The following is a 14,230-nucleotide window of genomic DNA, read 5'->3' as shown; positions in this document are numbered from 1 at the left end:
CTGCCCCGCCTCACGCGGAGCAGCTTCGTTTATTTTCTTTTAAACGGCCACCATACGCCTTGATTAAACGACACTGTAACTGCTGGAATAAGCAAAGGCAGCACAATTAAGCCATATAACAAAAGACCGGTAAGGACAATTGTGGAAATTTGCACAAGACTGAGGACACCGGACGGCATCATCGCGCCAAATGTGCCGGCTAAAATAATCGCTGCGGTAATGATAACCGTACCCATTTTCGCCATCGATACCGTCATCGCCCGCTGAATACTGACTCCATCAACCGCTTCTTCCCTGAAACGATCAAGCAGGAAAATCGAATAATCAATGCCGAGTGCAACGAGCATCACAAAACCGAAAAACGGTACAGCCCAGCTCACGCCATCATAACCAAGTCCGTTCACGAAAATTAATTCAGCTACAGCGACCGATGTGTAATAGGTCAGCAGCAAGGAGCCGATCATGTAAAGCGGCATCATAACTGAACGAAACAGCAGTGTCAGCGCCACGAGCAAGCTGACAAGCATAATGATCACCGTCCGGCTAAAGTCATTAGACGAGATCGTTTTCAAGTCGCTGTTTACACTCGAAATGCCGCTATAAGCAAATTCTGATTGTTCAAACGGCGTATCAATCACCGCTGTTTGGACCGTGTTTTTTACTTGTTCGACAATATCAATGGCTTCCGTAGAATACGGATCCTCTGTAAGGAACACTTCCAGTTTAATCCCTTTTTGATCATTGATTGTATAACGGTCCAGCACGTCCGCAAACTCTTCATTTTCAAGCGTGCCATCTGGGATATACATCCCTGTATCACGTACACTTGCCGACTGGCTCATCACCCGGGTCGTTTGTGCAGCACTTGTCAAGCCGCCTGCAATTTCACCTAAACCGTTATTCGCTTCTCCGACACCGGATGCAAGCTGTGCTAATCCGCCGCCAAGCTCACTAATTTGACCGGTCGTGCCTTCAAGCTCTCCGGCAGCGGTATTGATTCCCTGCCCAGCCTGAGTGAGCTGCTGCTGAACAGCACCAATCTGAGCGGCCGCTTGTGCGGTGCTGCCAGATTGCTGCATACCGCCTGAGATAAGGCCGAGCTGCTCATTAATTTGACTGATCCCGTCAGCTGCCTGCTGCAGCCCTTCCGCACCGGATGACGCTTCACTGCCTGCTGGAAGCTGCCCTTCCACCTGCGACAGTCCATTTTGAATCTCTGCCAATCCATCCTGTACATCCAGCAGTCCATTACGTGCTTCAACGAGACCGTCCGTTAACAGCCCGAGCTGCGTATCGACGTACAACTCATCAATTGCTTCTCCTGTCGGCCGCGTGATCGTGCGGACTGCTTCCACTCCGTCTACTTTTAAAATTTCTTGGCTGATGGCTTCCACATACGGAACGGTTTCTTCTGTTACAAGATCCTTTTCTCCACTCATAATGACAGTAACCGGCAGTGAATCACCTTTTCCAAACCCTTCTGAAATTGCATCAAGCCCTTTTACCGATTCGTACTCGTTACCGATTTCGTCTACTGTGTTAAACGATAATTCACCATCGTATGTAAACAGGAGTGGTACTGTGATCAGCGCAACTACAAGCATGGAGAGGAGCGGACGGTTCACCGATAATTTACTGAACCATGCCCACAGCTTGCTGTCATTATGAGAAGCCGATTTTTTGGACGGCCAAAAAAGCTTTTCTTTCAGTGTCACCATAAAAAACGGCACGATCGTAAACAACACAATCAACAAAATCGCAATGCCTACTGCGACGCCGACAGCTGATTTGAAAATTGGAAAATCAGCAAAACCGATCGCCGAAAAGCCGATAAAAACAGCAATACCGCTAATTAATAATGTACGCCCCGCCGTTTTGTATGTATTCACAATCGAATCTTCTACTGAGTGCCCTGCCTGCAATTCTTCTTTATATCGGCTGAGCAGCAGAATGCAATAATCCGTTCCGATTCCGAACAGCACTGCCACCAAGAAAATTTGCGTATAGTTGGACACCGGGAAACCGAACCAATCAATAAAAAATGCAACGAGCGACTGGCTGAGTAAATACGTAAACCCAACGGCCGCCAGCGGGATAAGCGGTGTAACAATAGAACGGAAAACGGTCAGAAGCAGGACAAAAATGAGGCCGACAGTAATCAGCTCCGTCCGTTTCAGCCCTTCCTGCGAGCTTGTATTCACATCGTTATTGATGATCGCTTCACCTGTTACATAAGCAGTCAGATTATCTGGAAGCACATTTGCACGAATATCATCCGCGATCATGTTAATTTCTTCCTGCGTTCCCTCTACTGTAACCGGCACAAGCACTGTTTTTTCGTCCTCAGAAACGAGCTGGCTTTCCATCTCTTCACTTTCAAACGGATTCAGCACACCTGTTATCGGTTCACCGATTTTCTGAAGAGACGTCACACTGTCGGCAATCGATTGACGTGCGCTGTCATTAAGTGTTTTATCTAATGTATAAACAAGTGAAATGGTTTCTTCTCCTGCTCCCACTTGGGCTAAAATATCCGCTGCCCGCTGCGAGTCTGCATCTGCTGGAAGCTGGAACGATCCTGCTTCCTCAGCCTGCTCCGTCAAATTAGGCGCCAGCATAAATAAAGCCGCTGTCAGCACAATCATGCCGATCAAAATGGGCCAGCGCCATTGAATGATTTTTCTCATCGTTCTTCTTCACCTAACTTCATAATTTCTTTTAACTTGCGAAACGTCTTCACAAACTGCTCGACTTCTTTTTCATCAATATGGTCAGACAAAAGCGAGGAAATAAAGCTGGACAAAATGGCTTTTGCTTTTTCAACAAAATCCGTTCCGTCATCTGTCAACTCCACCCATTTTGACCGCTGATCACTGTCCGATTTTACTATTTGGACAAGGCCTTTTTCCTCGAGCTTTTTCAACCGGTTGGAAATGGCACTTTTATGAACACCCTGCATTACCGCAAGACTGCCCGCCGTGATCGGCCCATGCTTGCCGATAATTTTCATCATTTGAATCTGCTCGGGCGAATAGTCATGTATGATCGGATCGTCAATCGATTTTAGTACGCGTTCGGTTCCATATACCATTACTTCTTCAAACAATTCAACTGCTTCCTGCAGCTGCTTTTCCATAATCGTTTACCCCCTAAACCTTATTCTTTTAGTTTAGGGGGTAAACGATTAACCGTCAATAAATAAGGTATAATTTGTTTGGGAGGGATTTTCCATGAATATACAACAACTCATCGCAACGTTTTCAAAGCGAAACGATTACACTTTTTTAATCGCTATTGATGGCTGCGGTGGTGCCGGAAAAAGTACACTGGCTCGCGCAATGCAAAAAGTGCTCGGCAGTACAACAACCGTCGTTCACGCCGACGACTTTTATCAGCTTTCCGCTAAACGCAGCAATGACATCGGCGGCAACTGGGATTTAAACCGGCTTGAAGAGCAGTTATTGAAGCCGCTCAGCCAAAATCAGCCGACCCAGTATGAGCGGTATGATTGGGAAACCGATCAGCTCGCCGAAACACATAACATTCCGGCAGGCGGCTTTGTCATTGTGGAGGGCTGTTATACGATGATGGAGCAGCTTCTTCCTTATTATCATTTTAAAATTTGGGTGGACAGCCCGAGAGATGTGAGGCTTCAGCGCGGAATTGAGCGGGACGGTGAAGAAATGCGTTCTATGTGGGAAGACGTGTGGATGCTTGGGGAGCAAGCTTATATTCAAGCACAAAACCCCGCTCGTTCCGCAGACATCGTGATCAGCGGAACGAGCGGCGATTATGCACAAATCCTGCTGCCGGACAGCTAAAACGTTAAAGCTTTATTTTTTTCATTATTTCGAAACTTTTTTATGTGTAAATCGTACTTCTAATTGAAAATAAAGGAGGATAAATGAATGAACAACCATGAAATTGATTACAAATTATTTGGTGATGATATGCAGTTTGTGCAAGTAGAGCTTGATCCACAAGAAACGGTCATTGCAGAAGCCGGCAGCTTAATGATGATGGATGACGGCATTAAGATGGAAACAGTCTTTGGAGATGGATCGTCAAACCGCGGCGGTGGTCTAATGGGCAAGCTGTTTGGTGCCGGAAAGCGTGTTTTAACAGGTGAAAGCTTGTTTATGACGACCTTCACAAATGAAGGCAGCGGCAAAAAACATGTTTCATTTGCATCGCCTTACCCAGGCAAAATTGTTCCGATGGATTTGAGTGAGCATCAAGGCAAAATCATCTGTCAAAAAGACGCATTTCTTGCTGCTGCTAAAGGTGTATCGATTGGAATTGAATTGCAGCGTAAGCTCGGCACCGGCTTTTTCGGCGGTGAAGGTTTTATCATGCAAAAGCTTGAAGGCGACGGTCTGGCATTCGTTCACGCCGGCGGTACAATTTTTGAAAAAAAACTCGCACCAGGTGAACTGATCCGTTTGGATACAGGCTGTCTTGTCGCGATGACAGGTGATGTCGAATACAGCATTGAAGCGGTCGGCGGTGTTAAAACAGCATTATTTGGCGGCGAAGGATTGTTCCTTGCAACGCTTCGCGGACCAGGAACGGTTTGGGTGCAGTCGCTTCCATTCAGCCGTTTGGCGAGCCGTGTTTTTGCGGCGATGCCACAAAATGGCGGATCAAAAGGCGAAGGCGGCTTGGCCGGTATGTTTGACTTTATCGGCGGAGATGGGGATTAATGTCTCTGGCCGGATAATGAAAAAACAGACTCGATTCTTTTTAATCTAGACCGGAAAAATTTTTCCGGTCTAGGTTTTTATTACGGCTCGGTGCTCCGATTAACATCGTTTAAACAGCGTTAATAAAATAGACATATTGCAAGCGGATTCTCTTTTTATTTCGTTCAAATACGGTTGCAAACTGCTTATCTACACTCTATAATAAGTTTGTGAAGTATTTCACATTAACATTTTAACAATCTTACTTACTAAATAGAGGAGTGTTCAGGATGATCGAAATTAGAGGCAGCAAAGTCGTTCTTATCGGTACAGGTGCAGTTGGATCAAGCTACGCATTTTCCATGTTAAACCAGGGCGTGTGCGATGAGCTTGTATTAATTGATTTAAACGAACAAAAATCAATGGGCGATGTGATGGACTTGAACCACGGCGTCTTATACGCTCCTACTTCTACAAAAGTAAGCTTTGGTAAATATAAAGACTGTGCAGATGCAGCCCTTGTCGTCATTTGTGCGGGAGCGAACCAAAAGCCGGGGGAAACGCGCCTTGAGCTTGTTGAGAAAAACATGGCAATCTTTAAAAATATTGTCGGTCAAGTGATGGATTCCGGCTTTGACGGTATTTTCCTGATCGCGACAAATCCGGTTGATATTTTAACGTATGCAACATGGAAGTTTTCCGGCCTGCCGAAAGAGCGTGTCATCGGTTCCGGCACCATTTTGGATACAGCCCGCTTCCGTTATTTGCTCGGTGAAAACTTCGGTGTTGCACCGCATAGCGTCCACGCATGTATTATTGGTGAACACGGTGATACGGAAGTAGCGGTCTGGAGCAGCGCCAACGTTGCCGGGATTCCGCTGAAAGATTACCTGGCTAAAGATGAAAATGAGGATCCGGAAGAAAAAATGAAAGAAATTGCGGCGCAGGTTCGGGATGCCGCATATGAAATTATAGAAGCAAAAGGCTCTACGTACTATGGAATTGCTATGGGCCTTACTCGCATTTCCCGGGCAATTTTGCAAAATCAGGATGTCGTTTTAACCGTCTCCGCCCTCCTTGAAGGCGAATTTGGCCATAACGATGTATATATTGGTGTACCAGCCGTTGTTAACCGCCAGGGCGTTCGGGACGTAGTAGAAATCCCACTCAGTGATCGTGAAAAAGAATTGTTTGACCACAGTGTCAATACGATAAAAAAAGTCCAAGAGCCTTTTTGGAAATAAACCAGAAAAGCGCAAGGCGCCCGTTTATCGGGGACAAGCATAAGACGAGCACTGCCGGAGGCGCCTTTTGCCTCCAGAAGGGCTTATGGAACAAAAGCTAAGAACGCAGCTTCCTGCTGCAACGCTTTTGTGACCCACATCGTGTGGGCCTCGATGACGCCTAGAACTGGACCCCCAAAAAAAGCGAAAGCCTCAAAATAAATGGAGGCTTTCGCTTTTTTATATTGAATTGAGCTTTTGTACATGACACGACCACACTGATCGTCTTTCTTTTAAAACGTCCATGCTCCGGCGTTACACTGACAATTTACGAGCAGCCTCACAGATGCTCACATTCTCTCTTTTAACAACCTGTGGTTCAAACGTTCCTTTGCCCAGGAAAACAAGCTTCATAAAATATCACACACACGGCCGACTTGACCGTCTTCAAGCCGTACTTTTATCCCGTGCGGGTGAAAGCTGGAATTCGTTAAAATATCTTTTACGGTGCCGCGAGTTTTCACTCCGGTACGCTGATCTTTTTTCAAAATTACATTTACTTCAATGCCTGGTTTAATATCACTTCTATTTTGTCCGTTCATTATAAAACCCCTTTTTCTATTTACGATAGTACTAGTATAATGGTTTTCCTCCCAATAATCGAAAGAAAACGGTTTGAGCTGCGTCCCTTATAAAAAAACGGTTATGTCGGTCTTTTCAGTTCAAATACGTCACCCAGCTTTGCGTAAAAATTCCCCGCCAGCCGGCTGACCGGGGCAAGTCCTTTTGCATCGATACGGCCATCTTCATACAAGTCCTCCCGAATGTGATACTGAACGACACGCCCGATCAGCAAGTCACAGGACGGTCCTTCCTCTGTTTCGCCGAGTGTCACTTTTCGTTCAAGTACACATTCCATCCGAATTTTCGCTTCTTTTATGCCCGGTACGTTTATTTTCTCACTATTTACCGGCGTTAAATTCGTTAAGCTGATTTCACTTTCCTCCGGCGGAAGCGGTTTGGCTGTCGCATTCAGTTCCTTCACATACGATTCATCTGAAATATGCACAACAAATGACGATTGCGCCTCCGCGTTTCGTGCAGTATCTTTCATATTGCCGTGTTGACGCTGAATGGAGACAGAAATCATCGGCGGATTGGATGAAACAATATTAAAATAGCTGAATGGCGCCGCATTCAAAATCCCTTTTTCAGACAGCGTGGTTACAAACGCGACAGGGCGTGGAATAATGCTCCCGGTTAAAAACTTGTAATTTTCCCGTTCACTCAACGCCGCCGGGTCAAGTTTTTTCATACTATATCCCCCTATTTTGAAATAGATTTTTTCTTTGTATCTTTTTATAATAAAGCAGGAACGTAAAAAATTCCGTGTTCAGCTTTGTTGCTTTACCGCTTGTAAACACTTCTTCGTGCATCTGCACCACTCAAACAAACTTTGATACTTATTCCCTTAGTTGAGCAGTGACAAACGAATCTATGAAGAAGGAAGTGAAAAAGTGTGAAACAAGCCCGGCATTTAACCGTTTCCGGAAAAGTACAAGGCGTTGGTTTTCGCTATTTTGCACAAATGACCGCCACTGATCATCAAATAACCGGCTGGACAAAAAACCTTGAAAACGGATCAGTCGCGATTCAAGCGGAAGGAACAGCAGAACAACTCAATTCCTTTATTTCAGTGCTGAAAAAAGGCAATCATTTCGCCAAGGTGCACCATATTAAAGAGGAACCCGCAGCAATGGAACAATACACGTCATTCCGAATCAAGTATTAAAAACAGCGCGCCTGAAGAGACGCGCTGCTTTACACAACAATTTTAATCCAGTCCTGATCGACGCTTTCTGTTCCCTGGTCAAAGGTCAGCTTCGTTTTAAAGCGGTACGACTCATCTCGTTCCAGCACTGGCACAACTTCCGGCAGACGGAATGTAAATGGTACTTTGTTTAATTCTTCCGCCGCAATGGTGCGTGTCGATAAAATCGTGCGTGTTTCAATGATTTTGCTCGTTTCTTCCGCATGATTTTCAAGTACAAGATCACATTCAATCCGAATAATCTGCTGATCCACTGTACCACCTTGAATTAAAAAGCACGCCTGAATTTGTTCCCCCGGCCTGTACGTTTCTTTCGGCAAAATTAAATCAATTTTAGCTGAACCAATCCCTAACAGTGACATATATTTTCGTAACATCATGATCATGTTCCTCCACCCTTTTGTTTGTGATTAGTATGGACAAATAAACCAGAAAAGCCGAGAGTTGAGACTCTGAAATGACGACTAATCCGTTAAAGCTACTCCCCTTTAGGAGTGTACGTTTAATTTGTACTTTCACTATACTTGATTTTCTTTAAATTTGTCAATTCGTTTTTTATTTAGCCGCACTTGCTGCTTTTTCGACTGCTTCCGCTACCCGTTCATGAACCGTCCGATCGAGCGGCTGCGGTACAAGATCGCCTGCTTTTGTACAAGACGCTATCGCTTCAGCTGCCGCAACAAGCATCGGATGCGTCACTTTATCGGCCTGTGCATTTAACACGCCTCTGAAAATACCTGGGAAGCCGAGAACATTGTTGACAGAGCGGCCATCTGCCGCATATGCTGCACCGGCTGCAAGCGCGTCCGCTGACTCGATTTCCGGCCTCGGATTCGAAAGCGCCAAAATAATTTGTCCTTTGCGCACCCATTCTTTTTTGATCAAACCTTGAACGCCTGTTGTCGCAATGACGATATCGCACTGGCCCATCAATTCTTCAAGTTCATCAATCGGTGTGCCGCCGTAATTTTCCAACCGTTCTTTCGCTTCCGATGACCGGTCCGCACCAAGAACCGATTTTGCCCCGTAAGCCATAAGCATACGGCAAATCGCAAGACCTGCCGCGCCGAGACCAATTTGTCCGACCGTGGCTTCCTTCAAATCTACGCCAGCACTTTTACAAGCAGAAATAACTGCTGCCAGCGTCACAACCGCTGTTCCGTGCTGATCATCATGCATAACCGGAATATCGAGTTCTGCCTTCAGCCGCTCTTCTACTTCAAAGCAATGAGGAGAGCCGATGTCTTCAAGCAAAATACCACTGAATCCTGGCGCGATATGCTTGACCGTTGCCACAATTTCATCTGGATTTTTCGTATCAAGCAAAATTGGAATGCCGTTGATGCCAACTAACTGGTCAAAGAGTGCCGATTTCCCTTCCATTACCGGCATTCCTGCTACCGGCCCAATATCACCCAGTCCTAAAATAGCTGTTCCATCGGTAACGATTGCGACACTATTACCGATATTGGTGTAAATTTTCGCTTTTTCCGGTTCCGCTTCAATCACTTTACACACATCCGCCACACCCGGCGTATACACGCGGCTTAAGTCAGCGAGTGATTGAATCGGCATCTTGCTTTTCATCTGCACCTTGCCGCCTTCATGCGCGCGAAGCACTTCATCTGACACCGTCTGTACACGGAAGCCTTCAAGTTTATTAATGCTCCCGATAATATTAACGAGTTGTTCTTCATTTTCAATTTGAACGGTAATATTCCGCTGCGTATAAGCAGGACCTACTTTAATCGTTTCTACTTCCCCAATGTCACCGCCGCTTAGCCCAATCGCTGTTGCTGCTTTGCCCAGGCTGCCCGGGACGGATGGGATTTCAATCATTAACGTTCGAATTAATTTATTATATGCCATTACATATGTACCTCCATTAAAAGTCTCTCTCTCTATCATAGCGCTTTCAATCATATTTTCCGAATAAAAAATTTAAAAAACTTAAAAAACTATGTGAATTGGTGCATTTTTTGTTCAAAACAGCCCTTACGTGAAAAATCAGTGCATTTCCGGTAAAATAAAAGATAGAACGGAGTGTGAATGATTGAAAAAAATAGTCTATTTTGTTTTGCTGCTTGTTGTAGCCTTTAATACACGGCCGCTCTGGGAAGAATATGCCGAACCATATGTGAATTTGGCGTTTATGGATATTATCAATGAACAAATGGAAGAAGTCCGTGAAAGCCCTATTGTAATCAATTCGGTTGATAAAGTAACCAGTGAAGTGAAAAGTCTGGTCGGTCTTACACCGGATCCTGTTGAGCAGGCGGAAAAACCAGCGCTCGCCGCACCGGAGGCCCAGACGTTTTCCGTTTATAACATACAAATTGGTGATGGGCGTGCAGATGTAGAAAAGGAAGTCGGCGCACCGAAACGCCAGTCTCAAAACGAATATGGAACTGATTGGTATGCGTACCATGAAAATTACCAAAACTTTTTAATGGTGTCTTATGATGAAGAAAATCGTGTGAATGGCCTATATACGAGTCATGACTTAATCTCATCAAACGTCGGCATCGCGCTGAACACACCGAAAGAAACGGTACGCGCTCAGCTTGGTGATCCGATGGATAGAATGCGCAAAGGCTTGACCTATTATATTTTAAACGAAACGAATGAACACGATTATTACCAAATGGATAACAGCTTTGTCACGGTTTTTTATGATGTGCACGAGCAAAACACAGTGACAGCCATTCAAATTTTGAATGAAGATCTCGAAGCGGAGAAAAAAGGCATGTATGCGGAAAACAGCGCGGCACTCCGGGAAGGATTTGAATATCAGCTATTTGACGTAACCAATGCCACACGCGTCACCCATGGACTGCCAGTATTGACATGGGATGACCGCGTAAGCGAAACGGCACGCAGTCATAGTATAGACATGGCGACAAATTCCTATTTTGATCATACAAACTTGGAAGGCCAATCGCCGTTTGATCGAATGGAAGAAGACGGCACCCATTTTATGGCTGCTGGCGAAAACCTTGCTTATGGCCAATTTAGCAGCATCTTTGCTCATGAAGGTCTTATGAACTCAGCCGGCCACCGAAAAAACATTGTCAACGATGATTTTGCCTATTTAGGTGTGGGTGTTGCATTGAATGACGAAGACCAGCCATATTTCACAGAGAACTTTTTTGATAATTAAGCCTGACCGCCAACGAAGTGCGGCAGGCGTTGGTCATTCGGTGACTGGTCATGAAACAAGACAGTTGGCACGAAAATGGCCGATTGGACGCGAAACCAGATGGCTGGTCACGATACGAAGACGTTGCTCATGAACAGGATACCTTGGTTTATCACCAATAATGACATACCAAAAAGGCAGTCTCAGCGAGACTGCCTTTTTACGGTGTTATATAGGATTATGCTTTTTGTACGTTAGTTGCTTGTGGACCACGTTGGCCTTGTTCAACTTCGAATGTTACTTCTTGACCTTCGTCAAGAGATTTGTAGCCTTCGCCTTGAATTGCTGAGAAATGAACGAATACGTCGTCTCCAGCTTCGCGCTCGATAAAACCAAAACCTTTTTCTGCGTTAAACCATTTTACTTTACCTTGTTCCATGTATGTTGCCTCCCGTTGTGCAGTTGCACAATATAATACTATTCCTGCTCAAAGCAATATCAAGACAATAAGCTTTACAGCACTTGTACTTTTCGAACAAAAATAATTCTTTATTATCATAACAGCTTTATTAAAAATAAGCAAGGGATTCAAAAAAAGAAAATGTTTTCATTTCTTTTTTATGGAAGAACCACTTCGCCAATTTACAAGGAAAATACCGATAAAAATAAGTGCCCCCCCTGTTAAAACGTAAAGGTGAAGCTGCTCCTCCAACAAAATCCAGCCGCTTAAAACGCCAAAAAAAGGTGCTAAAAATAAAAAAGCACTTGTCTTCCCTGGATCGCCAGTTTGGAGCAAATAAAACCAGCCGGCAAACTGAACGATCGAAGCCATAAAGGCGAGCCAGACTAATATCCCCATCGAAACTGTATTTACTTCAATAAACGGGTCTTCAAATAAAAAGCTCGCCGCAAATAAAAACAAGCCGCCAAACAGCATTTGGTACGCGGTCAAAACCCATGTATCAAGCCGGTGCCCCCAGGATTTGATCAACAGTGTGGCAATCGCCCACGAGACCGCTGACATAAATCCTAAAAACGTACCGGTTTCGATATTGAGCTGGCCGCCCATCGTAATAAACACGCCGGCCATTCCAAGCAGCACACCTGCCCATTGAACAATCCGGTATCGAACCCGCAAAAAGATCGTGCCGAACACAACGACAAGAAGCGGATTCGTAAAGGTTAAAATCGCAGACTCACCCGATGTAATGGTCCGCAAGCTTAAAAAGATGCAGCCCATCACAGCCGCAGTTTGAAAAAAGCCGACGGCCGCCATCTGGAGCCACTGTTTTACTTTTTGCGGGTGCGGGCGTTTCAAGGCTTTCACGATAACCGCCATAACTACACCTGCGATTGTGAAGCGAAGAGCAACAAGCAGCAGCGGGGAAAAATAAGCCAGTCCTATTTTCCCAATAGCAAATGCCGATCCCATTAACCCCGTCGTCAGCACAACAAGCAGACTGAAAACAATTTTATTCATTATGTATTTATCCCCTTATACCATCATTCTAAAAACGTTCATCCCCCTCCTATTATACAAAACAATGCACCAACATCCGTATAAAAAGACAAATTGTAGACTGAGCGACAAAAAAGTGCCAGTAAAAACAATAACACTGCCTGTTCCTTTTATTCCTTAGGAACAGGCAGTCTACAACCCTTATTTATTCACATCCTAATTCAATACATGAAAAGGGGTATCCCCTATTTTAATCGAATCTGTGGGACAGCCGTCACATGCATCCGCCAAGTCATCGTGAAGTTCTTCCGGGATTTGAGCAGTACCTTGATTATTGTAAGATATTACATATGAAATTCCTTCATCGTCATAATCAAATATTTCTGGAGCAGCAGAACCACATGCACCGCAGGCTATACAGGTTTCTTTGTCGACTATCGTGTACTTTGACATTTTCCACCATCCTAACTGTTTGTTTTACGGACTTAGGTAATGCGCATGCATTTAAAATTTTTCCAGATGAAGAGATTGAATGGACTTATCGGGATTTATATATTCATCCAGGCTGCACTCATCATACCCGGGAATTCGAATTCGCAAGTATTGCATTGGTTCACTATTTAAAGGAACCGTACAGTCAAACCCCATTTTAGATCCAACTCCATCACGAGTGGACGGATCCAGCTTTGAACCCTGGGCTTCATGAATGACAACCAAATCTTTATCCGCCTGATAGCGGGTAGCGATCGCCCATTCAACCTCCTCCATATTGAAAATGTCCACATCTTCGTCTGTCACAACAACATGTTTAATATCGAAGCTGTTGGCAAGAGCGGCTAAAATCACATTTTTTGCTTCACCATCATTTCGCTTTTTTATTGAAACAATGGCATGGTAGCGGCAAGTGCCTCCGGGACTCATATGCACCGCTTTAACGGATGGGACCGTCTGCAGAATGCTTTGAAACAGACTTGCTTCACGGGGAATGCCCCCCAGTAAAAGGTGCTCATATCCTGCTGCGACAATCGTATAAAAAATGGGGTTGTTCCGGTGATTGACCGCTGTAATCTCAATGACCTCTTTGTCAGTACGCGGTCCATAGTACTTCGGAAACTCGCCGAACGGTCCTTCTGGTTCACGGATATGCGGAAGGATCTTTCCTTCCAACACAATTTCTGCACATGCTGGCACATCAATATCAACGGTTTCACATCGAACCAATTCCAGCGGTTCATCGCGAAGCGCACTGGCGATTTCAAATTCATCCACCCCAAACGGTGTGCTTGCTTGCGAAGCAAGAAGTGTCACTGGATCAACGCCAATTGCAATGGCACATTCAAGCGGCCTGCCTGCTTCTTCAGCCTGTTTGTATAAATGAAACGTATGACGCGGCAACAGTAAAACCCCGATCTTGTTTTTTCCAGAAATTTGAAGTCGATGAATCGAAACGTTCTGCTTACGGGTGACTGGATCACGAACAATAAATAATCCAGCGGTAATGTAATTGCCCGAGTCTTTGTCATGATGGACTGGAATGGGAAACATCTTCATCAAATCAATATCCTCTAAAATAATATTTTCCTTAACCGGTGCTTCCTGTTTCGTTATCAGCCGGCAAGGAGCCGGTGCAGCCACAGCTTCGGAAAACTTCGAAATAACCCCATACTGATCCGTGCCCAATGCTTCTGCAAAATCTTCACGCGTCGAGCAAATCCCGGAAACAACCGGCACATCGTATTCTTCTACATTTGTAAAATAGGATGCTTTTTTTCCATCTAATTTTTTTGCCACCATAGCGACTTCATATTGCAAACTAACTTTCCGGTCAATGACTGCGAGGCGATCTGTCTTCTGAAGATGCTCAAGCCACGTGCGAAACGTCTTTGCCTTCATCAC

The 14,230-nt window shown here is 44.9% G+C and carries 16 protein-coding genes; 5 read left to right on the top strand and 11 right to left on the bottom strand.

Translation table 11 applies throughout. The features are described from left to right. Positions 1–29: 29 nt before the first annotated feature. The gene (locus tag NLX67_RS13820) at positions 30–2,687 is read right to left on the bottom strand and encodes an MMPL family transporter (RefSeq protein ID WP_254312129.1); all 2,658 of its coding nucleotides are present in this window, start codon (positions 2,685–2,687) and stop codon (positions 30–32) included. After that, positions 2,684–3,136: a MarR family winged helix-turn-helix transcriptional regulator gene (locus tag NLX67_RS13815; RefSeq protein WP_254312128.1), complete on the bottom strand. Its 453-nt coding sequence runs from the start codon at positions 3,134–3,136 to the stop codon at positions 2,684–2,686. The genes NLX67_RS13820 and NLX67_RS13815 overlap by 4 nt, the downstream gene beginning before the upstream one ends. A 94-nt stretch (positions 3,137–3,230) precedes the next feature. On the opposite strand from NLX67_RS13815, the gene NLX67_RS13810 reads away from it, so the two are divergent. From NLX67_RS13810 to NLX67_RS13800, 3 genes are all read left to right on the top strand, one after another. Further along, positions 3,231–3,821, top strand: coding sequence for a uridine kinase family protein (locus NLX67_RS13810; RefSeq protein ID WP_254312127.1), 591 nt, complete (start codon positions 3,231–3,233; stop codon positions 3,819–3,821). Between the two features lie 87 nt (positions 3,822–3,908). Then, complete coding sequence (locus NLX67_RS13805; protein ID WP_046179483.1) at positions 3,909–4,703, top strand: TIGR00266 family protein; 795 nt, start codon at positions 3,909–3,911, stop codon at positions 4,701–4,703. A gap of 269 nt (positions 4,704–4,972) precedes the next feature. Then, positions 4,973–5,926 (top strand): L-lactate dehydrogenase, encoded by a 954-nt coding sequence (locus tag NLX67_RS13800; RefSeq protein WP_046179484.1) that lies wholly within the window; start codon positions 4,973–4,975, stop codon positions 5,924–5,926. Between the two features lie 83 nt (positions 5,927–6,009). On the opposite strand, the gene NLX67_RS13795 is transcribed toward NLX67_RS13800, so the two are convergent. The 3 genes from NLX67_RS13795 to NLX67_RS13785 all read right to left on the bottom strand — a co-directional run bounded on the left by NLX67_RS13795 (position 6,010) and on the right by NLX67_RS13785 (position 7,220). Continuing rightward, positions 6,010–6,171, bottom strand: a complete 162-nt coding sequence (locus NLX67_RS13795) for a hypothetical protein (RefSeq protein ID WP_254312126.1) — start codon at positions 6,169–6,171, stop codon at positions 6,010–6,012. A 144-nt stretch (positions 6,172–6,315) separates the two neighbouring features. Next, complete coding sequence (locus tag NLX67_RS13790) at positions 6,316–6,507, bottom strand: YwbE family protein (RefSeq protein ID WP_046179485.1); 192 nt, start codon at positions 6,505–6,507, stop codon at positions 6,316–6,318. A gap of 101 nt (positions 6,508–6,608) precedes the next feature. Continuing rightward, positions 6,609–7,220, bottom strand: a complete 612-nt coding sequence (locus NLX67_RS13785) for a flavin reductase family protein (protein ID WP_046179486.1) — start codon at positions 7,218–7,220, stop codon at positions 6,609–6,611. 204 nt (positions 7,221–7,424) lie between these two features. Here NLX67_RS13785 and NLX67_RS13780 point away from each other — a divergent pair, with 204 nt between their 5' ends. Next, complete coding sequence (locus NLX67_RS13780) at positions 7,425–7,697, top strand: acylphosphatase (protein ID WP_046179487.1); 273 nt, start codon at positions 7,425–7,427, stop codon at positions 7,695–7,697. 29 nt (positions 7,698–7,726) lie between these two features. On the opposite strand, the gene NLX67_RS13775 is transcribed toward NLX67_RS13780, so the two are convergent. Both NLX67_RS13775 and NLX67_RS13770 read right to left on the bottom strand, forming a co-directional pair. Further along, entirely contained in the window at positions 7,727–8,116 is a 390-nt protein-coding gene (locus tag NLX67_RS13775; RefSeq protein WP_254312125.1) for a sporulation protein, read from the bottom strand. 175 nt (positions 8,117–8,291) lie between these two features. Continuing rightward, positions 8,292–9,605: an NAD-dependent malic enzyme gene (locus NLX67_RS13770; protein WP_046179489.1), complete on the bottom strand. Its 1,314-nt coding sequence runs from the start codon at positions 9,603–9,605 to the stop codon at positions 8,292–8,294. Between the two features lie 184 nt (positions 9,606–9,789). Between NLX67_RS13770 and NLX67_RS13765 the strand changes: the two genes are divergently transcribed. Continuing rightward, positions 9,790–10,896, top strand: a complete 1,107-nt coding sequence (locus NLX67_RS13765; RefSeq protein WP_254312124.1) for a CAP domain-containing protein — start codon at positions 9,790–9,792, stop codon at positions 10,894–10,896. Between the two features lie 217 nt (positions 10,897–11,113). On the opposite strand, the gene NLX67_RS13760 is transcribed toward NLX67_RS13765, so the two are convergent. The 4 genes from NLX67_RS13760 to NLX67_RS13745 form a co-directional block, all read right to left on the bottom strand. Next, complete coding sequence (locus NLX67_RS13760) at positions 11,114–11,314, bottom strand: cold-shock protein (RefSeq protein WP_018395257.1); 201 nt, start codon at positions 11,312–11,314, stop codon at positions 11,114–11,116. 168 nt (positions 11,315–11,482) lie between these two features. After that, the gene (locus NLX67_RS13755) at positions 11,483–12,355 is read right to left on the bottom strand and encodes a DMT family transporter (RefSeq protein ID WP_254312123.1); all 873 of its coding nucleotides are present in this window, start codon (positions 12,353–12,355) and stop codon (positions 11,483–11,485) included. 195 nt (positions 12,356–12,550) lie between these two features. Beyond that, positions 12,551–12,787, bottom strand: coding sequence for a ferredoxin (locus NLX67_RS13750; RefSeq protein WP_254312122.1), 237 nt, complete (start codon positions 12,785–12,787; stop codon positions 12,551–12,553). A 51-nt stretch (positions 12,788–12,838) separates the two neighbouring features. Further along, positions 12,839–14,227, bottom strand: a complete 1,389-nt coding sequence (locus tag NLX67_RS13745; protein ID WP_254312163.1) for a UbiD family decarboxylase — start codon at positions 14,225–14,227, stop codon at positions 12,839–12,841. Positions 14,228–14,230 lie beyond the last annotated feature (3 nt).

Source organism: Domibacillus sp. A3M-37 (genome assembly GCF_024213455.1).
In the GTDB taxonomy this organism is placed as follows: Bacteria; Bacillota; Bacilli; order Bacillales; family Domibacillaceae; genus Domibacillus; species Domibacillus tundrae.
This window is presented reverse-complemented; position numbering and strand designations above follow the sequence as displayed.